Source organism: Shewanella livingstonensis, assembly GCF_003855395.1.
Lineage (GTDB): Bacteria > Pseudomonadota > Gammaproteobacteria > Enterobacterales > Shewanellaceae > Shewanella > Shewanella livingstonensis.
This window is the reverse complement of record NZ_CP034015.1, coordinates 652,755-678,058: the sequence shown is the minus strand read 5'-3', so window position 1 is coordinate 678,058 and position 25,304 is coordinate 652,755. Positions and strand designations below refer to the sequence as shown.

Genomic DNA, 25,304 nt, shown 5'->3' with positions numbered 1-25,304 from the left:
ATCCTGCTGGATTTATTTATTTTATTAATGACTCAAATAATATTCAGTATAACGATTGTGCTCGACAAGTTCACTAATCGTTTTTAATCACCTTTATCTAACACTAATAAAAAAGGGGCAAAAGCCCCTTCGGTTAACAATAACATAGCTCATTAATCTCTATTTTTGATTAATAAGCACTACCGCCTACACCTGATATTCAGCCGGCAAAGTGATTATTTTTGCCACACCAGAATCAATGGCGGCTTGCGATACCGCTCGAGCAACCAGCGATAATAATCGTGGGTCCATTGGTTTTGGTAACACATACTGTGAACCAAAGCTCAACGATGAAACATTAGGATAGGCAGCTAACACCTCGGCAGGAACTGGCTCTTTAGCCAAATTAGCGATGGCATATACAGCAGCCAGCTTCATTTCATCATTTATGACCGAGGCGCGAACATCGAGTGCACCACGAAAAATAAACGGGAAGCACAACACGTTATTCACTTGATTTGGATAGTCACTACGACCGGTTCCCATGATTAAGTCTTTACGGATATTATGAGCTAATTCAGGTTTAATTTCAGGATCGGGATTTGAACAAGCAAAAATAACTGGGTTTGGTGCCATTAACGCAATATCGTCAGCAGTTAATAGGTTCGCACCTGACAGCCCTAAAAACACATCGGCATCCTTCATCACATCTTGCAAGGTGCGTTTGTCCGTGTTGTTGGCAAATAATGCTTTATATTCATTAATATCTTCACGGCGAGTATGGATAACACCTTGCCTGTCGAGCATGTAAACATTTTCACGTAATGCACCACACTTAACAATCATTGTCATACACGCAATCGCAGCTGCGCCCGCGCCTAAACAAACAAATATAGCATCGTCAATTTTTTTACCTTGAATTTCCAGAGCATTTAACATACCTGCAGCGGTAACAATAGCAGTGCCATGTTGGTCGTCATGAAACACCGGAATACTACAACGCTTAATAAGCTCTCGTTCAATTTCAAAACATTCTGGCGCTTTAATGTCTTCTAAGTTAATGCCACCAAACGTATCGGCAATCGATTCAACGGTATTAATAAAGTCTTCCGTGGTGCGGTGTTTCACTTCAATATCAATCGAATCAATATTCGCAAAACGCTTAAACAGCAACGATTTGCCTTCCATAACAGGTTTTGACGCTAACGGACCTAAATTACCGAGTCCTAAAATAGCGGTACCGTTGGTTATCACCGCAACCGTATTACCTTTATTGGTGTATCGATAAGCGTTTTCAGGGTTAGATGCAATCTCTCTAACAGGCTCTGCCACACCAGGACTATATGCCAAAGCAAGATCATGGCTTGATTGAGCGGATTTTGTTAGGCAAACAGCTGTTTTACCTGGTACTGGGAATTCATGATAATCGAGAGCTTGTTGACGAATATCTGACATTTTATACATCCTGAAATGCGCTATTTAATAAAGAAAAGTATGCCTATCAGCAGACCACTGCTGATAATGCTAATCACCGAAAATTTTAATAACGATACGCTAATCCAGTCATGATATGAATCAAAAACTTATAGTGGGATAGGTTGGAGGCAGATAAGCACGCTAAGTTTTGTTAATCTAACTAACTGAACATGAATATATATAAATCAATAAGTTAAAAATGTAGGAAAATAACAAGATTTAAGAGGATAAAGGGTTTCTAGCAGCGTTATTTGCAATTTATTTTGCTTAAATAACAATAAATAGACTTTTAGGCTTTGTTGAATTGTTTACTACCAAAAAATAAGTTTCCACTACAGCACAATGTTATTCATCGGCTTTAAAAACAAAAAAGGTGCCATAGGCACCTTTTTAGAGTCATTACAGTGTAATTACTTTTTACCAAGAACACCAAAACGCTTGTTGAACTTGTCAATACGACCACCAGTATCAACAATTTTCTGAGTACCAGTGTAAAATGGGTGACAAGCACCACATACGTCCAAATGCAAATTTTTACCTGCAGTTGAATTTACTTTGATGATGTTACCACAAGTACAAGTTGCAGTAATTTCAGCGTAATTTGGGTGTATATCTTTTTTCATTTGGAGTTACCTTAGATTGAAGGCCATGTCGCTCTCCCAACCCGAAGTTGAGTACCACATGCAGTTAATAACAATATGTTTTAGGCGCAAGATAATACAGGGTCTCATGTATACAAACAAGTAGAACTTCTAATCGATACTATGATTACCGATGAGTACGCTCTAGTGCCTCATAAGTAGCTCGAGCTTTGGATGGACTTTGATATTGCTTCAAAATCACACCGGATGGGCATTTTAATTTGCTATCTGACATTAATAAGTAAATTTTCTTATCGGCAAACGCATTTGGGTTTGCATCATAAATAGCCAGCATTGCACCATAGACACTGATTTGCCATTGTCGATAATACCGATCAGCCACTCGCCATAAGGTATCTTGAGGATATTTATCCATTAAACATGCTTTGCCCTGTTCAGTAACTTGCATGTTTGCCTTGGTAAGTAACGCCGTCTTCTCTAGGGTTTTTACTGGTGTTAGTTGAGGCAGTATCTGGGTTTTATGAATAGCCGCTAATAGTTGATCGCTTTCAGATATTTTATTGTCGCTTGGATTAATAGAGTCATAATCCGTTACTGGCTCAGGCGCGGTAACAGCTGAATTAACGGCTAATGCAAAGGAAGAGTTTTGTTGAGGTTGCCCCCGTTGACTGGCTACTAAATTATCAAATGTTACTCTATCAACCATTACATTTTGATAGCGGGACAGTGTCTCTATTGATGGGCAGCTTAATATACTGTCTAATTGTAATAGGCTAATTTTATGTTGATAAAATGCTGATGGATTCGTTTGATAAAGAGCTAGCATTGCGCCATAAATGTTTGAATTCCATTGCTTACGATAACGAACGGCTATTTTCCATAACGAATCATCGGGTAAGTGGATAATCTTGCAATTGCTCAGTACCGCTTGTGTTGGCGCCATGTTAACTGGAGAGATGGGCTTACGATTGATTGGTGTAGGTATTGATGTCGATAATGTCGCAGCCGATTTCATCGTTTTTATGGCCACTGGCTGATAACGACTCTGAGCCACTGCTTGAGTAAATAACGGTACGGGTGAATATTGAAGCCATTTAGCATTACGGTATTCCGATACAATTAATGCTGCATCAGGATCGCGGATTTTTTCTGTTCCGCTCAACACAAAAACATCACTATTACTTTGTTCAACAGTAAGCTTTTCTAGCACGATATTATCGCGATAAATTTGACGTAAATAAAAAGTTAACCGCGATAAATCATGATGATCAGTTATAATGTTAACGGTTAACTTAGGTGTTTGACCACTTTCAAATGGAGTAGTATCAATACTGATATGACTAACTTCAGCAATAACAGTTGAAACACTGCTAACAGCGAGTAATGCTAATATTGCTAGCATTTTAAAGCTTTTCATCAAATCAATCCTTTCGCTTATAAACCGCTTCAACACAGCGTAAAATCACGCCCAAAATCCATTGTACTCAATACACTTCTTATTAATATTATTATGTCTGCTTAATCTTAACTGGCTGTAATTTATGGTTATTACTTGCATTTTTACTCTTACCATTACTCTAATGTAAAAAAATTAACGCAAACAACTATATAAATTAACATGATCAGCTGCAACCAATTACTGACAAACAAGAGTAATTACTCGATCTAATGCTGTCTTTAATCAATATTTATGATCAATCGCACTATTTAGCAGCATGTTTAGCTTCAATCGCCTCAAATACTTTTTTATCGACCGCTTTATTATCATATTCAACTAAAATAGCGGTTGATGGGCAATTTAATGGTACATCTTTAAGTAATAAATGAATTTTTTGCTTAGAAAAAGCTAATAAATTTGCTTCGAAAATAGCTAGCATGGCTCCATAAACACTGGTATGCCATTGTTGTTTATAACGATTCGCAATTCGCCATAAGGTATCGCTATTATCTCGCTCAATAATACAACTAGCCTGTTGAGTCGATTCAACGATTAATGCTGACGTTGCTGTTTGTGTTGGCTGTGATGGAACTTGAGGCAATTGTTTATCCGCTTGTCGACTTTGAGCGGTACTCGCCACAGGAGTATTTGAGACTGGCGAACCACGTTGATCATCCATATTAGAGATTAAAGTAGCACTCTTAATCGAATACTGTGCTTCGAAAACAGCCATTACCGCTAATGTCACCGCTCCTGCCGTGGTGTCTTCTGTAATAATTAACTGCGCATTTGGGTCGCTGATAATATCAGTGCCATTAAGTTGCAATAGAAAACGATTAATCCCTTGCACCGCTAACTTCTGCTGCTTAACGTTACCATTATCTAATTGGCGAATATAAAAACCGAGTCGCGACACATCATCATTTTGTGCCACAAGATTAACTTTTAATTGCGGTAGTGTATTTAACTCAAATTGGCGACTGTTGATACTGACATGATTCACTTGAGCCGATACGGCTGCAATATAGCCCAATAATCCAAAGACTAGGATGATGACCTCAATAAGTCCTTTACGCATGTATGTTGCCCTATCTCTTTGATGACACTTAGAGGTAAACTGATTAACAATCCACTATAGAATTGAACAATGATGAAACCTTATGCCCGTGTTTGTTGAAGTCGCCCTACCTGTTCCATTGCGCAGAAATTTTAGTTACCGCGTAAAAGAGCAACAACAAGCGGGATTACAAATAGGTCTTAGAGTTAAAGTTCCTTTTGGCCCTCAACAACTTATCGGCTTAATTACTGCTATTACTGATAGCTGTGACTTAGCACCACATCAAATAAAATCTGTCACAGCTGTATTAGATGATGCCCCATTGTTACCTGATTCGCTATATAAATTAACCCTGTGGGCAGCCAGATATTACTTTACCACTCAGGGACAAATGCTTAGCCAAGCGCTGCCTGTAGCATTGAGGAAAGGCCTGGAAGCAACGCCTCAAGCGGTGATTGAATATCACTTAAGCCAACAAGGACGCAGTGCCGATGTAAGCGTACTAACCCGTGCTCCAGCACAGAAAAAGCTTTACCAACTTTTGCTTGAAAAGCCGATTAGCCACGATGAGTTTACCACCCAACAATTAAGCAAACCGGCGCTAAAGGCATTAGAGCAAAGAGAGTGGATTAATAGACAAGAAAAAGTGCTCAGCCATGATTTAAGTTGGCGTCAACAGCTAATCATGAATGAATCGCCACATAAACTTAACAAGCAACAAGCCGTTGCCGTGTCGGTGTTGACTCAACAGCAAGGGTTCCATTGCACCTTATTAGAAGGGATTACAGGCTCCGGTAAAACCGAAGTCTACCTCACCTTGCTGGAGACTATTTTACAACAAGGTAAACAAGCGCTCATTCTCGTTCCCGAAATAGGCTTAACCCCACAAACTATTAATCGCTTTAAACGCCGTTTTGAAGTCAATATTGCCGTGATCCATTCAGGCTTAACCGATAATCAACGCCTAGAAGCTTGGCGACAAGCGCGTGTAGGTGAAGCGGCGATTATCATTGGCACTCGCTCTGCGCTCTTTACCCCTATGGCATTTCCTGGATTAATTATTCTCGATGAAGAGCATGACAGTAGCTTTAAACAGCAGGAAGGAGTGCGCTACCACGCCCGAGATTTAGCGGTAATGCGCGGACACCTTGAGGATATTCAAGTAGTTTTAGGATCGGCGACGCCATCATTAGAAACCTTACAAAATGCCTTATCCGGACGCTACCATCACCTTGAATTAAGTGAGCGCGCAGGCGCGGCTCAAAAGGTTAAGCAAGGGATTATCGATATTACCTCGCAACCACTCAAAGCAGGAATGTCTACGTCATTGATTAACGAAATGCGCATGCACCTTGATGCGGGTAATCAGGTACTGTTGTTTTTAAACCGTCGAGGCTTTGCACCCGCACTACTGTGTCATGAGTGTGGTCACTTACATGAATGCGATCGCTGTGACGCCTTTTTTACCGTTCACCAAGGCTTAAACGAAATATGTTGCCATCACTGTGGCAATCAATACGCTATTCCGCGCCAATGCCACCAATGTGGCAGTACTATGCTTATGGGCCACGGTTTAGGTACCGAGCAATTAGAACAAGAAATAGTAAAACTGTTTCCCAAATATCCCGTTGTCCGTATTGACCGAGACACAACGCGTCGTAAAGGTTCTCTGGAGCAGCAGTTACTCGGTATTCATATGGGAAAATATAAAATCCTAGTTGGCACGCAAATGTTGGCAAAAGGTCATCACTTTCCTGATGTTACCTTAGTGGGTTTACTTGATGTTGATGGCGCGTTATTCAGTGCTGACTTTCGTGCCCCTGAGCGTTTTGGCCAGTTATACACTCAAGTATCGGGCCGTGCTGGTCGTGCTGACAAACCTGGCAAAGTTCTATTACAGACTCACCAAAGTGATAACCCCATTTTACGTGATTTATTAAAGCGCGGTTATGGAGAGTTCGCTCGTAGTCAATTAAAAGAGCGCCAGCAAGCATTATTACCACCTGCATGGCACATGGTATTAATCCGCGCAGAAGCACATTTAGCTGAAGATGCTGATGCTTTTTTAGCCCGCACCAGCGAGTTGTTACCACAAGATCAAGACTTTGAAATCATCGGCCCCATTCCGGCGCCGCTTGATCGAAAAGCAGGAAAATATCGACGTCAATTGATACTGCAAGCCAAAAGTCGTCAGCGTTTACAGACCGAATTTGAGCGAGTACTTACACTAATTGAACAAATACCAGAAAGTAAGCGTTGCCGCTGGAGCATCGATCGTGATCCACAAGATTTGATGTAATGGCTTGTTCAGGGAGAAGTAAACCGGCTTTATATCTGTCATAAACGTCCCTTAAGTTTATATTCGACATAAAAAAACCAATATTTCCGTTAAAGCAGATAGCAATCACCCCCCATAAACGGCTAAAATATGCGGTTCCGTCATGTCATTCATTTAACGAATTAGTGCAAGCAAAAGCCCATGAAATCACATATTGAATCTTTACTAGAACAAACCATCGAATCCTTCAAGCAGCAAGGAATTGTGCCGGCAGATTTTCAAGCTCGCATTCAGGTAGATCGCACTAAAGATAAAAGTCATGGTGACTTGGCGACTAACCTTGCAATGATGCTGACCAAAGTAGCCAAAAAAAATCCACGTGAATTAGCACAGCAGATCATAGACACCTTGCCAGCATCAACTTATGTGGCCAAAGTAGAAATTGCCGGTCCTGGGTTTATTAATTTCTTTATCGATGACAATGCATTAGCTAATCAGCTACAGCAAGCACTAAGCAGTGATCACTTAGGTGTAGTATTACCAACCAAGCAAACCATTGTGGTTGACTATTCTTCGCCAAACCTAGCCAAAGAAATGCACGTAGGCCACTTACGCTCAACCATCATCGGTGACAGCGTGGTGCGCGCACTCGAGTATTTAGGTCACAAGGTTATCCGTCAAAACCACGTAGGCGACTGGGGCACTCAGTTTGGTATGCTACTGGCATTAATGGAAGAGTTACGCGCAACCAATGGCGAACAAGCCAAAATGGAATTGTCTGACTTAGAAAGCTTTTATCGTGCAGCTAAAGTACGCTTTGATGAGTCAACCGAATTTGCCACTCGTGCTCGCCAACTGGTTGTTGCATTGCAATCGGGTGATGAGTACTGCAATAAATTATGGCGCGAGTTTAACGATATCTCATTAAGTCACTGCCATGATGTTTATCAGCGTTTAGGGGTTAGCTTAACCCGTGCTGATGTGCATGGCGAAAGTGCTTATAACGCAGACTTAGCTCAAGTGGTTAACGATCTTGATGCGCAAGGTTTACTAGCCGAAAGTAATGGCGCTAAAGTGGTGTTTCAGGAAGCATATCGTACCAAAGAGGGTGAACCTCTGCCGGTTATCATCCAAAAAGCGGATGGAGGCTATTTGTATGCAACCTCTGATCTTGCCGCCATGCGTTACCGCTCAAATGTGCTAAAAGCTGATCGCGCCTTATATTTTGTCGACTTACGCCAAGCACTGCATTTTCAGCAAGTGTTTAGCCTCGCTAAATTAGCTAAATTTGTACGCCCAGAAATGTCACTCGAGCATACCGGCTTTGGCACCATGAATGGTGCAGATGGCCGTCCATTTAAAACCCGTTCTGGTGGTGTGGTCAAATTAGTTGATTTACTCGACGAAGCCGACGTACGTGCACTTGAACTTGTTCGTAGCAAAAATCCAGATATGGACGAAGCTACACTGACAGAAATAGCTCGCGTAGTGGGTATCAGCTCAGTCAAATATGCCGACCTATCAAAAAACCGTACCAGTGATTATATTTTCAGTTTTGAGCAAATGTTAAGTTTTGAAGGCAATACTGCGCCTTATTTATTATATGCATATACTCGTGTTGCCGGTATCTTCAAGCGCGCTACAGATATTGATCTTAGCCAAGCGAAGATAGTGCTCGAGCATGAAAAAGAAAAAGACTTAGGCACTAAGTTAGCGCAGTTTAGTGAAGTATTAACTCGAATGACGGATAAAGGTTTACCTCATGTATTATGTGGTTACCTTTATGAGCTTGCTAGCGAGTTTTCAAGTTTTTATGAAGCGTGCCCAGTGCTTGCTGCCGATACTGAAGCGCAAAAACAGAGTCGTTTATTACTGGCACAACTCACTGCTAAAACCTTAAAAACGGGCTTGTCGCTACTGGGCATTGAAACCCTAGAGCGGATGTAATCATGAGTCGTGACTACGCAAATCGCAAACCCAATGCGGGCACTAAAGCCCGCGCGCCACAACGAAAAAAAGCGCCTAAGCGCCCTTTTCCTTATTTGGCTGTTTTTGTCATACTCATATTGTTGATCGCTTTTGGTTATTTCTTATGGTCGATAAATGGCAGCTCCGACTCATCAGTGGTTACGGAGCCGATCCAGCAACCGAAAAAGAAAACGGTATCAACCGCGACCGTAGAAGCGCCTAAAAAAGTGGTCAAGAAAGATCCTAATGCACTGCCACCGAAGCCACAGGAAGAATGGACTTATCTGGAGGAGCTTGAAAACAAAGAAGTTGAAATAGACTTGCCGCAAACTGGCGTAGTATCCAGTGGCATCTATCAAATGCAATGTGGATCGTTTAGACAAGAGTCACAAGCCAATGAAATGAAGGCCAGAATAGCCTTCCAAGGTGCAGAGGCTCAAGTACGCCGCAGCGAAGGCACCAATGGCGTTTGGTACCGCGTGGTATTAGGCCCGTACCCAAGCAAACGTGATGCTGAACATAATCGTCATAAGATGCAAAACGCCGGCTTAAACGGTTGCATCATTTGGTTATGGGAATAACTGGCTCGTCGGCACTAATATCTACATCATAAATACAAATCATATTAGCCCTGCTCACTCGAATAGGGCTTTTTGTTAGCCATCGCTTGATATCTATCTTTTTGACCCCATATCCATTTTAACAATCAACAATTGCATTCACCCTAATGACCCGTTGATGTATTAGGAAGAGGATTAACCGTGACTACTATCGTATCCGTTCGCCGCAATAATCAAGTTGTCATCGCTGGTGATGGCCAAGTCTCTCTAGGTAATACCGTGATGAAAGGTAATGCACGTAAAGTGCGTCGCCTATATCACAATAAAGTTTTAGCTGGTTTTGCTGGCGGTACTGCCGATGCATTTACTCTTTTTGAGCGCTTTGAAGCCAAGCTCGAAATGCATCAAGGCCATTTATTAAAGTCGGCCGTAGAGCTGGCCAAAGATTGGCGCAGTGACAAAATGCTGCGAAAACTCGAAGCGATGTTAGTGGTTGCAGATGCTGAATCATCATTAATTATTACTGGTAATGGTGACGTTGTTCAACCAGAACATGACTTAATTGCAATCGGCTCTGGCGGAAACTATGCCCATGCATCGGCCTTAGCATTGCTGCAAAATACCGAGTTAAGCGCAGAAGATATTGCCGAAAAATCGTTAACGATTGCTGGCGATATATGTGTGTTTACCAACCAATTTAAAACCATCGAAAAGTTAGACTACTAATTCGAGCGTCAATAAAGGAACCGTTATGTCTGAGATGACACCTCGTGAAATTGTTCACGAACTAGATGCGCATATTATCGGCCAACAAAATGCCAAACGCTCGGTTGCAGTCGCACTTCGTAATAGATGGCGTCGTATGCAATTAGAGCCTGCACTTCGCCAAGAAGTGACCCCAAAAAATATTTTAATGATTGGCCCAACCGGGGTCGGTAAAACTGAAATTGCCCGTCGTTTAGCTAAATTAGCTAATGCACCGTTTATTAAAGTTGAAGCGACTAAATTTACTGAAGTAGGTTATGTCGGTAAAGAAGTTGAACAAATCATTCGAGATTTGACTGACTCAGCCGTTAAAATGACCCGCGAACAGCAAATGAAAAAATGCCGCCATCGCGCCGAAGAAATGGCCGAAGAACGCATTCTAGATGCCTTACTACCTAAGGTAAAAGATGACTGGGACAGCGAAAAGAAAGACGACTCGAACACTCGTCAGATTTTTCGTAAAAAGCTTCGCGAAGGCCTGTTAGACGATAAAGAGATTGAAATCGATATCGCTGCACCACAAATTGGTGTTGAAATTATGGCGCCTCCAGGCATGGAAGAAATGACCAATCAGCTACAAGGGTTGTTTCAAAACCTTGGCCAGAGTACTTCTAAGCGTAAAAAGCTTAAAATCAAAGATGCTTACAAGCAGTTAATCGAAGATGAAGCTGCAAAACTAGTTAATCAAGAAGACTTAAAAGAACAAGCTATCGAGCTGGTTGAGCAAAATGGCATTGTGTTTTTAGATGAAATTGACAAAATTTGTAAACGTGGCGAAAGTTCAGGCCCCGATGTCTCTCGTGAAGGTGTACAGCGTGACTTACTACCATTAGTCGAAGGCTGCACGGTTTCGACTAAACACGGTATGGTGAAAACAGACCACATTTTGTTTATTGCTTCTGGTGCATTTCAGATGTCTAAACCATCTGATTTAATCCCCGAGCTTCAAGGTCGTTTACCTATTCGTGTTGAATTAGACGCCCTTACCGCAGCTGATTTTAAACGTATTCTAACCGAGCCATTTGCATCACTCACTGAACAGAGTATTGCATTAATGAACACTGAAGGTGTGACCATAGAGTTTACTGAATCTGGTATTGATCGCATCGCAGAAGCCGCATGGCAAGTAAACGAGCGTACTGAAAACATTGGTGCTCGTCGTTTGCATACCGTGATGGAAAAATTAATGGAAGATATTTCATACGATGCTTCTGAAAAGTCAGGCTCTAAATTTATCATTGACGCTGAGTATGTTAACGACCACCTTGATACCTTGGTACAAGATGAAGATCTAAGCCGCTTTATTTTGTAGTTGATGCTATACCCTTTATGTTTATATAAAGGGTTATTAGATATCATCAGCTCACATCACGAACTGATATAACAACAATAGGATTAACAGCAAAATCGCGTATGATGATAATCTGCGATTTAGCGTTAATCCTTTTTTTTATAGGTATTCCCATGACCCAATCAACGCCTACCGTCACAGGCATTAAGCTTAAGCGTCAATCTAAGTTACTCGAAGTAACATTTGATAACAGCAAAACTTATAATATTAGCTGTGAAATGTTGCGAGTGTTTTCACCTTCTGCCGAAGTGCAGCGTTATGGTAATCCAATTTTGGTTACCCATAAGAAAGCCGTCAACATTAAAGCCATGGAGCCTGTGGGCCATTATGCAGTAAAAATCATCTTTGATGATGGTCACGATACGGGTCTGTTTTCTTGGCAGGTGCTACATAATTTATGCACAAACCAAGCTGAGTTGTGGCAACAGTATTTAGCAAGATTGCGTGCAGAAAAGGGTTCACGAGAAGCATTGATTGATATGAATATTAAGTATTCATGATGACGGTACGTTTTAACGATAGACGTTAATTTCAACACTATATTTGCATATCTTTACTCATTGCGATCAGCAATTGACATTCAAACGATTATGCTTAGTCATAGTCTTCACTCGTACCGAGGTGTGTATGAAACAGTCAATTCAATTTCCGATGATTAAAGTGTTATTGGTCGGATTCGCTATTATCAGTTTAAGTGCTTGTGCCCCACGTGCTCATCATGGACACGTAAAAGCACCTACTAATAAAACGACGGTAACTAAAGTGATCGTTGTTAAACCAGCGGCATATCGAATCGTTAATGTTAATAACGTTCATCAAAAGGATGTTGTTATCATTCTAAAGCGTTAAATGACTCTACTATAAGTGCCAGCTATTTTGCTGGCATTGTTGAATGATGAACTTAGTTAACTCGTGTTAACAATGGCCTGCAGCCACTAACGTCGTGGCGCTTCGCCCACACCAGACCAAGTGCCAAAGTTGCATTTCTGGCAATAATTTAATCCAAATAAATCTCATTAACCTCGTCATCCCGACAATGCTTTTGAGCCGGGATCCAGGTGTTTGCACTTATGTCGTTTTGTACTTATGGCCTGCGGCCACTAACTTCGTGGCGCTTCGCCCACACCAGACTAAGATAGCAAGGTTCCACCCTGCAGCGGCGAAAAAATTGCGACGGAAATTTATCCAGCTTTGAACTTCGTCTGAGTGCTCTTCGGCCACCTCTTTATGATAAAGAATGAAAATGCTAACGCTTGCGATGGGGCGTCCCTTCACCTCTAAAGCTAGCTCGCCATCCATGGTTAGCTCACGTCATTTTCTTCAACGTCCTCAAGTTCAGTTTTGAATTTGTATATTTTCAAGTCAAGTAAACTAAAGCATTTATGCCACTTTATGAGGCAGAAGAGTATATAAGGTGAAGGATAATAATCTCGTGATGGGTAAAATAAGATATACAATCAAACATTAAAAGTGTAATCAGGACAAATAATTAGCTGGAATATTATACAAAATGCTACTACCGCAAAAAAGTAAATTCCTATAGCATATTATGTTAAGTAAAAAGTTACCCTATTAATTTGAATGTGACATCGTCCAAGTCTAGGCTATTTATTCCCAGTAAACAGGGCTACGCGTAAATACTCAAACGTGATGTGCCTTAGGAAGGAAAATTCAATGCAATTCAATAAAGTCTTAGAATGGTTAAAGCTATCATCTAAACAAGCGTTTATATTGTTTTTTATTTCTTCAATACTTTTGTTTGGCCAAGAATCCTTACACAAAACATTAGGGTTATTCGTGGTAAAAGAAGCTGCAAAAACTTGGATAGGTATTGTGTGGCTGATTTCCATAGCAACTATATCTGCAGATATAGTTGTACCTTTATATGCTTGGGTTTCGAAAAGAATCAAATGGAAATTTAACCTAAAAAAATTACAAGCGCGGTTGCGCAATTTGTCAAATGATGAAAAAGATTTTTTAGCGTACTATTTACAGTATGACACCAGAACGCAGGTTGCTGAAATTTCAAATGGTACGGTTAATGGGCTAATTGCTTCAAAGGTTATTTTTCGAGCGTCGAGCGTGGCTCATTTTGGCTATGATTTTCCTTTTAATATTAATCCGTGGGCATGGGAGTATTTAAGAAAATATCCAGAATGTTTAAACTAGCTTGTAACAAATAATAGTGTATACATAGGGCCGACATAAGCTTGCAAGTTGCTTAGCATTTTAACTTCCATGCTTGGATTCGTTAACCCATACAATTGTTAATCTAAACATGCTCAGATAAAGCTCTAGTCCTAAAAAGCTTTTGTCCATAAATGAGTTAGATTCCTTGATTGAAAAAGCCTAAATTCAACTCTGGACTTGAGGCCATTGAAGAAAATAGCGTGAGCTGGCCATGGATGGCCCGCTAGCTTTCGCGGTACAGGATGTACCATCGGAAGCGTTAGCATTTTCGAATAAGGCCGAAGATGGTTATAAACTAAGTTAAAAGCTGGATTCAACCACGTCGCGAAATTATCGCTTTTCAGATAATTTTGATGTGGCGGCTGGGAGTTCCAAGAGGGAATAGCCGTTGATTTCCTCTTGGTCTGGTGTGGGCGAAGCGCCACGACGTTAGTGGCCGCAGGCCATATCTTAATACACTTTTGTCTAAAAATAAGTTACCAACACCATGATTTTACGCCAACAAAAATGCCAGCATTTCTGCTGGCATTTTTAATTCAACGATTAACTAGTTCAAGCTTAAAGCGCGGTTTGGAAAATCACGCTGTCGGCTTTCTTAGTGTAAGAATCGATTTGATCGAAGTTCAAGTAACGATAAGTATCAGCTGCAGTTGCATCTAATTCTTTAGCGTAGTTTTGATACTCTTCAACTGAAGGTAAACGACCTAGTAACGCTGCTACAGCGGCTAACTCAGCTGATGCTAAGTAAACGTTTGCGCCAGTACCTAAACGGTTAGGGAAGTTACGTGTAGACGTTGATACTACAGTAGCACCTTCTGCAACACGTGCTTGGTTACCCATACACAGAGAACAACCAGGGATCTCGATGCGTGCGCCAACACGGCCGAAGATTGAGTAGTAACCTTCTTCCGTTAATTGATCGCGGTCCATCTTAGTTGGTGGTGCAATCCATAAACGAGTTGGTAGCGTAGTAGCAAACTTCTCTAACATTTTACCAGTCGCACGGAAGTGACCGATGTTAGTCATACAAGAACCAACAAACACTTCGTCAATCTTAGTTTGGGCAACGCTTGATAATAATACTGCATCATCAGGATCGTTTGGCGCACAAAGGATTGGCTCTTTGATGTCGTTTAAGTTAATTTCGATAATTTCAGCATATTCTGCATCTTTATCAGCTTGCATCAATTCAGGCTTGGCAATCCACTCTTGCATGGCGGTAATACGACGTTCAATAGTACGACGGTCGCCATAACCTTCTGCAATCATCCACTTTAACATCACGATGTTAGAGGTTAAATATTCAATGATTGGCTCTTTGTCTAACTTAATGCTACAACCTGCAGCTGAACGCTCGGCAGATGCATCAGATAATTCGAATGCTTGCTCAACTTTAAGCTGTTCAAGACCTTCGATTTCTAATACGCGGCCAGAGAAAGCGTTGATTTTGCCTTTTTTCTCAACCGTTAGCAGACCCATTTCAATTGCTTTTAATGGGATAGCATGGACTAAGTCACGTAAAGTGATACCCGGTTGCATTTCGCCTTTAAAGCGAACCAATATTGACTCAGGCATATCAAGCGGCATCACACCTGTTGCAGCAGCAAATGCCACTAAACCAGAACCGGCTGGAAACGAAATACCAATAGGGAAACGAGTATGTGAATCACCACCAGTACCTACGGTATCGGGTAATAACATCCGGTTTAACCACGAGTGAATAACCCCGTCACCTGGACGTAAAGCAACACCACCACGGTTCATAATGAAATCCGGTAGTGTGTGGTGAGTGGTAACATCCACTGGCTTTGGATAAGCCGCTGTGTGGCAGAATGACTGCATGGTTAAATCAGCACTAAAGCCTAAACAGGCTAAGTCTTTTAACTCATCACGTGTCATTGGGCCGGTAGTGTCTTGTGAACCAACAGAGGTCATCTTAGGTTCGCAGTACTGGCCAGGACGAACACCTGATACGCCACATGCTTTACCGACCATTTTCTGGGCTAAAGTAAAGCCTTTGTTAGATGCGGCAATATCTTGTGGGCGAACAAATACTTTTGATGCTTCAAGACCTAAGGTCTCACGGGCACGGTCAGTAAGACCACGACCGATGATCAATGGAATACGACCACCAGCACGAACTTCATCTAATAACACTTCGGTTTTTAATTCGAATGTTGAAATCACTTCGTCTGTACCGTGACGCTTAACTACACCTTCATAAGGGTAGATATCGATCACATCGCCAGTGTCCATTTTATCAACGTTTAGCTCTATCGGTAATGCACCCGCATCTTCCATAGTGTTGAAGAAAATAGGCGCAATTTTATTACCTAAACAGAAGCCACCTGCACGTTTGTTAGGTACATAAGGAATGTCATCACCCATGAACCATAACACTGAGTTAGTAGCAGATTTACGTGAAGAACCGGTACCGACAACATCACCAACGTAAACTAATGGGTGACCTTTGCCTTTAAGGGCTTCGATTTCTTTGATTGGACCCACAACACCTGATTCATCAGGCACAATACCGTCACGGGCATTTTTTAGCATAGCTAAAGCGTGCAGTGGGATATCAGGACGAGACCATGCATCTGGCGCAGGTGACAAGTCATCAGTGTTAGTTTCACCAGACACTTTAAACACAGTTAATGTCACTATGTCGGTCAATTTAGGACGATTTAAGAACCAATCTGCATTGGCCCAAGCATCAACGACTTGCTTAGCAAAATCGTTTCCTGCTTGCATTTTTTCAACAACATCGTGATATGAATCAAACATCAACAATGTATTGGATAACGCTTTAACAGATAAAGGTGCCAAGGCGGCATTATCTAATTGGTCAATTAGCGGGTCAATGTTATAACCGCCTTGCATAGTACCAAGCAGTTTAATAGCGTGTTCGGCACTTAAAATTGGAGATAACACAGTGCCTTTAGCGACTGCATCAAGGAAAGCGGCTTTAACATAAGCAGCTTCATCTACTCCTGGTGGAATACGATTTTCGAGCAAGTCGAGGACGAAAGCCTCTTCACCTGCTGGAGGTGTTTCAACTAACTTAACCAGTTCAGCCACTTGTTGTGCATCTAATGGCTTAGGGACTACACCCTCTGCAGCACGTTCTGCGACGTGTTTACGATATGCTTCTAGCACGGCAACATTCCTCTTTGTTTGACGCCTAACGGCGAAACTCAGCGTCATTATGATTACGCTGATAATTCCACTGGTTCGGGCTTGAAATCCGACCTTCAGTATACTACAGCTTTATAAAAGTATGAATCAGCTCACACTCTCCGAGGTATGAAATCAACTCGATTTATCAACCTAAAAATCAATTTAGCGCTAAGTTGAATAAAATAAAATTAGACAATAGTTTGAAACAGCTGAAAAAACGCATAAATACATTAGCTTATACAACACCCGCTGATTAAACTATATACAAATAAATCTCTTACTTTTTAAATGAAATATTTTTTAAAAACTCTATTTTTATTGCACCCTATCAACAACAAAGCAATAATTAGTGTTTAACATTGTGCCGTTTATGGAGTCAATATTGTGTCAAACCAAATAAAAGCCGTTATTTTTGATATGGATGGGATTTTAATTGATTCCGAACCGGCTTGGCAATTGGCCGAACAGACGGTCCTAAATAGCTTTGGGCTAAACCTCAGCCTTGAAGACGTGGAGCAAACCACAGGCTTACGTATTGACCATGTTGTAAGCTATTGGTATCAGCGCTTTGCTTGGCCAAATTACGATAACACTGCGACCGCAAATAAGATTGTTAATGAGGTTGTCGCCCAAATCAACGCAAATGGTGTGCCTATGCAAGGCGTCATTGAGTCGCTGAATGCGTGTAAACGTTTAGGGTTTAAAATAGGGTTAGCGACCTCGTCTTCGTCATTAATCATTGAAGCCGTATTGCATAAACTCGCCATTGGTGATTATTTTGATGCCATTGAGTCTGCTGAAAATCTAGCTTATGGTAAACCTCATCCTGAAGTTTATTTGAATTGTGCCACTAAGTTGGGCGTCGCGCCGAGTCAATGCATTGCTATTGAAGATTCGTTTAATGGTTTAATTGCCGCGCGGGCTGCCAGTATGCAAACCGTAGCAATTCCTGCGCCCCATACTGCCACCCAAACTAAATGGGTAATTGCCCATCATCAGCTAGCTCACGCAGGATTATTACCCGCGCTACTAGGGGCCTAGGCCGCTACGCTGCTAAGGTCCTAGACCGCTACGCGGATAGTGCGCTCCGCTTCTAGGGCGGACTTCGTCCTGCTAGGGACAGCTTCGCTGCGAGGACGATAACAAGCGATAACAGCGAACGCTGCGCTCACGGATAGGGCACTCTAGGCTTTTGGCTCGACTGTTATCTCTCGTCATCGCTTGCCACCGCCCGTCACCAAGATTTTATAGCCTCTAGCCGCGTAGCGTCCTAGCAGCGAAGCGCTCTAGGCTTTTGGCTTAGATAGACGGCCTAAAAGTTTTTACCAACAAATAAGTAGAATGCGGTTTCACCACTGTCAGTAAAACCAAACCCTAATGCCGCAGGTCCCCAGTCGGTATCGGTACCTAAATACAAACTACTGGCAAAAATCAAATCATCTACATCAACATCATCACGGTTAAACCACACGTTACCCGCTTCAAGGCTGGTGCCTAAATATAAAGGCAAGTCGGTGATCAGTACATCGCGGCCGAGATCATATTGGTAAATAGCCGCCGCAAACACTTTATGGGCGCCAACTAAGGTATCTTTACGATAACCAGATAAGTTTAAGAACCCACCCAAATCAGCAACGTGTAAGGTAAAGTCACCGTCATTCTCAACCGTAGCCAATTCCATTTTACCTACAATGGCATGATTACCGAGCTTTAATGCGCCTTTCCAGTCAGCTTCAAATTGCCAAGCTAAACCATCACTAAACGTGGTACCAGCGTTATTTATGCCGTTATAAGACTCATCTCTTAAATAACTAATAAAGGTGATTCGATTACCTTCTGTCGGGAAACTAATGCTATTTAAACTATCGTAGGCCACTTTAAAATAGCCGCCTGATGATGAGTAACTCAGCGAATCAATTAAGCCTAATTCACTACTAATACGACCATCTTCGGCGATAAAACCTACTTCAACGATACCATCAGAATTAAAATTATAACCAGTACCTAAAACGATTTGAGCGACGTTATTTTCTAGTTCAACATAACGGCTATCTTGATTAAACAAATCCCAGTTTTTCATTTCATATTGAAATCTGGCCAAACTGTAAAATGTTTGATCGCGATCCAATGGTTGATAAAACTCGGTGCCGACTAACTTTTTATACCCGAGTTCTAATTCATTACGCCACTCACCACCATTATTGGTTAAATCGGTCATGGTATAAGCCAAACTTAAGGTTATGGCAGAATCTAGTGTGAAGTCATCCTCCCAATTAAAACCCGCTTGAAAATAGTTCGGCCCCCATGATTTAGCTCGGGTAGTAATGGTTAAAATTCGACCTTGTTCAACATCTTCAAACTCAGCATCTACACGCTCAAATTTATTCAATGAATACACACGGTTTAGGGCAGAATCTAAATCCTCTTTACTCAGTACAACCCCTTCGGTGATCCCTAAACGCTCACGCAGCAATTTCTTACTGACCTTTGATTGATTATTGAACGCTATTTTATAAATTGGTTTTTGAAGCGGATCTAACCATAATAAACTTTGTTGTACTTTATTCGCTTGGTAGGCCAAATAAGCTTGTTCACTAATACCAAGATGCTCTAATTTTACCAACTCTAAGATAGCAGCATCTTCACCTAATTTGAGTGCCAAGGGCATAATTGAAAAGTCAGTAGTGCTTAGGCTATCAATGGCGGGACGAATTAAAATATCACTTGAGGTGAGTAAGGTTGTTTGGCGAGCGGTGCTGGCTTGAGTCAAAATAGTTGACAGTTGCTCTAATACGGCAATAGTGCTGTCTAAGTTTTCTTGCTTAGTCAGTGGCGAACCAATATCGACGGCAATAATAATATCGGCGCCCATGGCTTTCACCACATCGATAGGCATATTATTAGCAATCCCACCATCAACCAATAAACGACCATTAATCAATGCTGGTTGCAATGCTCCTGGTACAGTAGCTGAGGCTTGCATCGCTTGTACTACACTACCACTCGACAACACCACCGCTTCACTGGTGGCTAAATCCGTCGCCACCGCTCGGTAGGGAATAGCAAGTTCATCAAAGTCACCAAACTGCTCGACTAAGCCGGTAGAGTGACGTAATAGTTGTGACATGCTTTGACCACGTAACAGGCCACTGGGTGAGGTTAAGCTGTTATTGTTATAGCCCACAGTGAGTGGAATATTAAACTGATCGCGTTGTTGTTTATCACGGTAACTTAGTTTATCTCGCGGAATGGTGTCAGAATAGCCTTTAGACCATTGGCCGTTAAGCATAATTTTTTCTATCTGATCCGCGTTGTAGCCTAAAGCATACATGCCAGCAACATAGGCGCCGATACTGGTGCCCGCAATATAATCTACAGGAATATGATATTTTTCAAGTACTTTCAACACACCAATATGTGCAGCACCTTTTGCCCCACCACCACTAAGCACTAAGCCAATAGTGGGTCTTTCTTTAGCGGCTTTTTTTGCAGCGTAGACTGGTTGCACAGCCAAGCTCAAGCAAATACAGCTAGCCAAAAACCAGGTAGATAAGTTAAGGCGCAAAATTGTCTGCATAAATCATTCCGAAAGTAAGTAAAAACAACTTAGTCTAACAAAATTTAACCAATACCCATACTAATGGATAGTAGCAAGCAGATAACAGTGCCATAACAAAATAGCGCATTACTCATTAATCAACATTAGACGTTTAAAATCGAGCTCAAGATCCGCTTTGGGCATCGGCTTAGCAAAATAATATCCCTGGATAATATGACAGCCACGTTCAACGACTTGTGCAAGTTGTTCCGGTGTTTCAACGCCTTCAGCGATAACATCAAGAGAGAGGTTTCGTGCCAGTTCAATAATACTGCTCACAATAGCTTGATCAGCTTGGTGATTATTAATATCAATTAAAAAAGAGCGATCAATTTTCAGAACATTAACTTGGAATGAACGTAAGTAAGCCAGAGAAGAATAACCGGTACCAAAATCATCAATCGCCACATCAATACCTAACTGCTTTAATGCGAGTAAATGCTGACGGGCAATATCAATTTCTTTTATCAATACACCTTCGGTAATCTCTACCGATAAATATTTTGCAGGCATACCAGTTTGATGCAATGTCATTGTTAAAAATTCGATAAAATCTAGTTGCCTAAAATGCATTGCCGATACGTTAACCGATACTTTTACTTTGCTTTGATACTTTTGATGCCACTGAGCACCATCGAGACAAGCTTGGGTTAACACCCAGCGATCAATCTCGACAATTAAGCCACAAGATTCTGCAATTCCGATGAAAATATCGGGCTGAACCATGCCATCTGTTGGATGCTTCCAGCGGATCAGTGCCTCAACACCCACGATGCTATTTTGTTTATGAACGTCAATCTGCGGCTGATAATACAACTCAAACTCATTGCACTGTATCGCTCGATGCAAATCTGCTTCTAAACGCAAATGGTATAACGCTTCTGCATTTCGCTCTGCTGAATAATATTGGAAATTACCTCGCCCCTCATCCTTAGCATGGTACATGGCTAAATCGGCATTTTTAATTAAAGTTTCCGCGGTTTGATCATCGTCAGACCAAATACTAATGCCAATACTGGTCGAAATAAAAAACTCTCGTCCATATAACTTAAAGGGCATTTCGATTTGTTTTAATAACTGTTTTGCAATGTGGTTAATGGTATCAACGTCTTTTGCATCACGCAGTAAAATAACAAACTCATCACCACCAAAGCGGCACAGCAAATGCTCTTCAGACAAACAAGCTTGCAGCCTACTTGCAGCTTCAATTAATAATGCATCACCCATACTGTGGCCGTATGAATCATTAACATGTTTAAATCTGTCGAGGTCTAAAAACAGCAGTGCTAAGGTTTCTTTATGCTGTTTTGCCGTTTCAATCACTTGGCCTAATCGACGCGAAAACATCGATCTATTCGCTAACCCCGTTAACATGTCATTATTTGCTAAACGGCGCAGGTGCTGTTCATTATGTTTACGCTCTGTAATATCAGAAAACACCACCACATAATGTAACGATTGGGCATTACCATTGGTCATGGTTGATACATTCATCCACACTGGACAACGGCTACCATCACTACAATAAAACTCACTTTCACCGGTCCAGAAACGCTCTTTGTCAAACACATCCTCCATGTCGAAAGGTTCAACGGTTGTTGCTACCAAATCGACAAAGGGTTTACCGGCTAAATCACTCTTTTTAGCCGCTAGAATTAAATTAGCTGCTGCATTACTGATTTTTATGTTCTTTTTCATGTCTAATATCAACATGCCTTCGGAGGTATTTTCAAATGCTTGGGCTAATAAATTGGCTTCACTTTCAAGGGTTCTTTGTTGAGTAATATCGGTATACATCCCTGCAGCATAAATTAACCTTCCATTGTTAATATCTACCTCAATAGCGCGGCCTTTAATGCGTAACCAATGCCACTGATGATCATGCTGATTACGATATCGATACTCGGCATCAATCATCTCCACTTTACCGTTAACAAGGTCCTGCCACACAGATGTGATTCTCTCAACATCGTCTTGATGTATTGGGATATCTTCTAATTTAACGTTAATGTGCGTGTCTGGTCCTAATACCCCACCTCGGTTATCAAGTGACAGCACTTGTGTTGATGCATGCCATTCCCATAGGTCAGAGTCGCTGCCTTTTAACGATTGACGTAGGCGTTCGTCACTTTCAACCAATGCATGATTCATTTGCTTAAAACGATGAATTTGTCTCTGTCTGTATAACAATATAATGGCGGCTATCAGCAAAATGCTAAAAATCAATGCCCCAGTAAATTGTTGCGAGCGCCACCAAAACTGCTTTACCGTAAATCGATATTGAAATGGCTCATTCGACCACACACCATTTCTTTTATATAAAAGCTCAAGTGCATACGCCCCAGCGCTTAAACCGGTAATATTAATCTGTGACTGGCCCTCTAATAGCACGTAATTGCCAGAGTCTGCGCCATCTTTAACCAAACGATACTGTATGGTCATCGGCTTATCATCAAGGTAATCGAGTACGGCAATTTGAAAGCTAATTAAACTGGCACCGGGCTCTACTTGCGACAATTGACTTGGAATGAGATAAACCTCGGTATTGTTTTCATAAAACACCGATACAGATTCAAGTATCACTTTGTCATTAACAGTGCGCGGCGCCAGTTTATCGAGGTCGATTAACATCGCTCCGTCTGGTGTACCCACAAAAAAGCCTTTAGCAGGATCATAAAATTTTGCCGACTCATTAAATTCATCGGAAATAAAACCGTCTTTATGGCTATACGAACTGACTTTGCCTGTCGCCTTATTAACCTTAATAATGGCACTGGCACAGCCAACGATATGATCTGTTTCAGTATCTTGTAAAAAGAACACCACTTTACAATCGATCTTCCACTGTTGATCCAGCGAAATAACCTCATCGGTTTGAGTATTAAATTGATAAATCCCTTGCTGGGACGTACCTAACCAGATAACACCCGGTGACACTTGCATAAGACTATTCATGGTTGGGACATTAGTAAAATCAGCAAATACATCCACTTTAGAAATATATTCGCCAGAGGTCGTCAAATAGCCAAAATGTTTACCACCACTAATCCATAAATGCCCAGCATCATCCCTTAATAAAGCTTTATAAAAGGTATTACTCAATGACTGCTGCCCATCTGATAAAACTTGTAACGTTAAATCAGCATTACCATCTTGCCAATAATACAGACCCTTATTGGTGGTAAACCAAATGACATCTTTGTGTAGCTCATCACGATAAATCCCAATAACAATTCTATCGTTTAGTGACTCGTTACCACCGCTCCAAGTAGCGAAATCGGTACTGACATTAGTCTTTTTATTGACTACATATAAGCCACTGGTAGTGGCCAACACCAGATGCTGCGCGTTCAAGGATTCAATCCGGTAAATACTGTCGCTCAGTGCAAAACCTGTGGGAATAACCATGATTGAAGTTTGGTTCTGAGTGTTAACTACAGACAAACCACCATCGGTACCTAGCCACACCTTATCTCCTTCGCTGTATACCGACCACACCATTTCATTATCAAGCTGATAGGGTGGCTTTTTAGAATAATCTTCAATTAAAAAATGAGGTTTACCAGCAATCACCGCCAACCCATCACCTGAGCCACCAACCCACAATAAACCATTAGAATCGACCGCCATATCATGAATGTAGTCAATATTGGCTCGCTGCTTAAGCTCGTCTCGGTATACAGTTAATGTGTTGTTTTCTGGACTCCAAAATATTAATCCTGCTCGGCTTGAAATCCACAAATCACCATTAAGATCTTGTTCCATTTGATCAACATAATAAGGAATTTCAGGCACCGATTGCACGGTAAGCGTCTCAATATCGACCTTAAATAACCCTTTCGATGTCAGCATCCACACTCTTTGTTGTTTATCTTGGAACAGCTTTCTGATGGAATCATTTTTATCAGACCACGGAAATGTGCCAATGAAGGTTCCATCAGCCTGGTGCAGCTGAAGTTCGTGATTAGTCGAAAACAAATACTGGGAGTTGTGTAACTCAAGCGCATTGCGCCAAGGTAAATTGTGGTCTAATGAATGGCTTGGAGATAAAGACAATTGCTGAGAAGCATCATCAAAATAATACACTTGGCCAGAGTAAGCGAGCATCAGCAACCGTCCATCAAGCTGACGCTGAGTTGCCGCCACACGAATACTTTTATTGATATTAGTCGCATCATTATCTTCAGGTTTAAGCAATAAGCTGAAGTGATTGTCTAAAATACTGTAAAGATATAACGAGGAATTAGTACCAACAAGCAAATGGTCTTGGCCAGAATTAACTACTGTTGTAATCAGTTCATCATCAAGTACCGAATCAAACCCCACTTTATCAATACGCCTTACTTTACTATTACTAACGCGATAAAGACCTTGTTGAGTCGCTAGCCATACGTGACCATAACCGTCAAAACTAATGTCTTGAATAGTTGCATTAGCTAAACCATCTTTGGCGTTAAATACTCGCTGAACAATGTCTGCACTACATGCAGGTAATACCGTAAATAAGGATAATATAAAACAGCCTAGGCTTACCAATACAGCTCTGGTCATAAATTCAATTTATCCTTTACGTGATCAAATGCAGGCAAGCACCACACGTAGTAAAAACAGGTTTATCGTCATCCACACATTAATCATCTTGGTGTTGTGATATTTTTTGTTTCTGCAGCCAAAATCAACATCGGTTGTTGTCGTTATTCTGGACGATTAAAATGAGATTTTTATAAATAATATTAATGTTTTACCATTATTTTAATAGGAAAGTCACCCCCGAGCTAATCATAATTAGATTCACTTTCAATCTGACTAAATCGGCATGCTGCAAAATGTCCCTATAACTCAATAGGGCTTACAAACAGTTATAA

16 protein-coding genes are annotated in these 25,304 nt (G+C 41.3%); 9 read left to right on the top strand and 7 right to left on the bottom strand.

Annotation, left to right across the window (positions count from 1 at the left end):
* Positions 1-186: 186 nt before the first annotated feature.
* From EGC82_RS03055 to EGC82_RS03040, 4 genes are all read right to left on the bottom strand, one after another.
* Positions 187-1,434, bottom strand: a complete 1,248-nt coding sequence (locus tag EGC82_RS03055) for a malic enzyme-like NAD(P)-binding protein (protein WP_124729442.1) — start codon at positions 1,432-1,434, stop codon at positions 187-189.
* A gap of 431 nt (positions 1,435-1,865) precedes the next feature.
* Positions 1,866-2,078, bottom strand: a complete 213-nt coding sequence (gene rpmE / locus EGC82_RS03050; RefSeq protein ID WP_124729441.1) for a 50S ribosomal protein L31 — start codon at positions 2,076-2,078, stop codon at positions 1,866-1,868.
* 145 nt (positions 2,079-2,223) lie between these two features.
* Complete coding sequence (locus EGC82_RS03045) at positions 2,224-3,474, bottom strand: FimV/HubP family polar landmark protein (protein ID WP_124729440.1); 1,251 nt, start codon at positions 3,472-3,474, stop codon at positions 2,224-2,226.
* Between the two features lie 286 nt (positions 3,475-3,760).
* Positions 3,761-4,573: a FimV/HubP family polar landmark protein gene (locus EGC82_RS03040; RefSeq protein WP_124729439.1), complete on the bottom strand. Its 813-nt coding sequence runs from the start codon at positions 4,571-4,573 to the stop codon at positions 3,761-3,763.
* Between the two features lie 82 nt (positions 4,574-4,655).
* Between EGC82_RS03040 and priA the strand changes: the two genes are divergently transcribed.
* From priA to EGC82_RS03000, 8 genes are all read left to right on the top strand, one after another.
* The gene (gene priA / locus EGC82_RS03035; RefSeq protein ID WP_124729438.1) at positions 4,656-6,851 is read left to right on the top strand and encodes a primosomal protein N'; all 2,196 of its coding nucleotides are present in this window, start codon (positions 4,656-4,658) and stop codon (positions 6,849-6,851) included.
* 180 nt (positions 6,852-7,031) lie between these two features.
* Positions 7,032-8,777, top strand: coding sequence for an arginine--tRNA ligase (gene argS / locus EGC82_RS03030; protein ID WP_124729437.1), 1,746 nt, complete (start codon positions 7,032-7,034; stop codon positions 8,775-8,777).
* A gap of 2 nt (positions 8,778-8,779) precedes the next feature.
* Positions 8,780-9,379: an SPOR domain-containing protein gene (locus EGC82_RS03025; protein ID WP_415837610.1), complete on the top strand. Its 600-nt coding sequence runs from the start codon at positions 8,780-8,782 to the stop codon at positions 9,377-9,379.
* A gap of 180 nt (positions 9,380-9,559) precedes the next feature.
* On the top strand, positions 9,560-10,084 hold the full coding sequence (hslV, locus tag EGC82_RS03020; RefSeq protein WP_124729435.1) for an ATP-dependent protease subunit HslV: 525 nt from the start codon (positions 9,560-9,562) through the stop codon (positions 10,082-10,084).
* A 25-nt stretch (positions 10,085-10,109) separates the two neighbouring features.
* Positions 10,110-11,435 (top strand): HslU--HslV peptidase ATPase subunit, encoded by a 1,326-nt coding sequence (gene hslU / locus EGC82_RS03015; protein WP_124729434.1) that lies wholly within the window; start codon positions 10,110-10,112, stop codon positions 11,433-11,435.
* Positions 11,436-11,587: 152 nt separating this feature from the next.
* Entirely contained in the window at positions 11,588-11,974 is a 387-nt protein-coding gene (locus tag EGC82_RS03010) for a gamma-butyrobetaine hydroxylase family protein (RefSeq protein WP_124729433.1), read from the top strand.
* Between the two features lie 127 nt (positions 11,975-12,101).
* Complete coding sequence (locus EGC82_RS03005; RefSeq protein WP_124729432.1) at positions 12,102-12,323, top strand: hypothetical protein; 222 nt, start codon at positions 12,102-12,104, stop codon at positions 12,321-12,323.
* An 825-nt stretch (positions 12,324-13,148) separates the two neighbouring features.
* On the top strand, positions 13,149-13,643 hold the full coding sequence (locus EGC82_RS03000; RefSeq protein WP_164839081.1) for a super-infection exclusion protein B: 495 nt from the start codon (positions 13,149-13,151) through the stop codon (positions 13,641-13,643).
* Positions 13,644-14,222: 579 nt separating this feature from the next.
* Here the strand turns inward: EGC82_RS03000 and acnB are convergent.
* Positions 14,223-16,820 carry a bifunctional aconitate hydratase 2/2-methylisocitrate dehydratase gene (gene acnB / locus EGC82_RS02995; protein WP_124729430.1) on the bottom strand — a complete coding sequence of 866 codons (2,598 nt, stop codon included), beginning with the start codon at positions 16,818-16,820 and terminating at the stop codon, positions 14,223-14,225.
* 402 nt (positions 16,821-17,222) lie between these two features.
* On the opposite strand from acnB, the gene hxpB reads away from it, so the two are divergent.
* A complete protein-coding gene (gene hxpB, locus EGC82_RS02990) occupies positions 17,223-17,882 on the top strand; it encodes a hexitol phosphatase HxpB (RefSeq protein WP_124729429.1) in 660 nt (219 codons plus the stop codon).
* Positions 17,883-18,153: 271 nt separating this feature from the next.
* On the opposite strand, the gene EGC82_RS02985 is transcribed toward hxpB, so the two are convergent.
* Positions 18,154-20,418, bottom strand: a complete 2,265-nt coding sequence (locus tag EGC82_RS02985) for a patatin-like phospholipase family protein (protein WP_124729428.1) — start codon at positions 20,416-20,418, stop codon at positions 18,154-18,156.
* A 108-nt stretch (positions 20,419-20,526) separates the two neighbouring features.
* Positions 20,527-24,990, bottom strand: a complete 4,464-nt coding sequence (locus EGC82_RS02980; RefSeq protein ID WP_124729427.1) for an EAL domain-containing protein — start codon at positions 24,988-24,990, stop codon at positions 20,527-20,529.
* Between the last annotated feature and the right edge of the window lie 314 nt (positions 24,991-25,304).

What these genes read in the sequence shown, in the direction of transcription:
- EGC82_RS02980 (WP_124729427.1), bottom strand. Translation starts at nt 24,990, where the DNA reads ATGACCAGAGCTGTATTGGTAAGCCTAGGCTGTTTTATATTATCCTTA.
- hslU (WP_124729434.1), top strand. Translation starts at nt 10,110, where the DNA reads ATGTCTGAGATGACACCTCGTGAAATTGTTCACGAACTAGATGCGCAT.
- EGC82_RS02985 (WP_124729428.1), bottom strand. Translation starts at nt 20,418, where the DNA reads ATGCAGACAATTTTGCGCCTTAACTTATCTACCTGGTTTTTGGCTAGC.
- EGC82_RS03010 (WP_124729433.1), top strand. Translation starts at nt 11,588, where the DNA reads ATGACCCAATCAACGCCTACCGTCACAGGCATTAAGCTTAAGCGTCAA.
- priA (WP_124729438.1), top strand. Translation starts at nt 4,656, where the DNA reads ATGCCCGTGTTTGTTGAAGTCGCCCTACCTGTTCCATTGCGCAGAAAT.
- argS (WP_124729437.1), top strand. Translation starts at nt 7,032, where the DNA reads ATGAAATCACATATTGAATCTTTACTAGAACAAACCATCGAATCCTTC.
- EGC82_RS03005 (WP_124729432.1), top strand. Translation starts at nt 12,102, where the DNA reads ATGAAACAGTCAATTCAATTTCCGATGATTAAAGTGTTATTGGTCGGA.
- EGC82_RS03045 (WP_124729440.1), bottom strand. Translation starts at nt 3,474, where the DNA reads ATGAAAAGCTTTAAAATGCTAGCAATATTAGCATTACTCGCTGTTAGC.
- EGC82_RS03055 (WP_124729442.1), bottom strand. Translation starts at nt 1,434, where the DNA reads ATGTCAGATATTCGTCAACAAGCTCTCGATTATCATGAATTCCCAGTA.
- EGC82_RS03040 (WP_124729439.1), bottom strand. Translation starts at nt 4,573, where the DNA reads ATGCGTAAAGGACTTATTGAGGTCATCATCCTAGTCTTTGGATTATTG.
- rpmE (WP_124729441.1), bottom strand. Translation starts at nt 2,078, where the DNA reads ATGAAAAAAGATATACACCCAAATTACGCTGAAATTACTGCAACTTGT.
- EGC82_RS03000 (WP_164839081.1), top strand. Translation starts at nt 13,149, where the DNA reads ATGCAATTCAATAAAGTCTTAGAATGGTTAAAGCTATCATCTAAACAA.
- EGC82_RS03025 (WP_415837610.1), top strand. Translation starts at nt 8,780, where the DNA reads ATGAGTCGTGACTACGCAAATCGCAAACCCAATGCGGGCACTAAAGCC.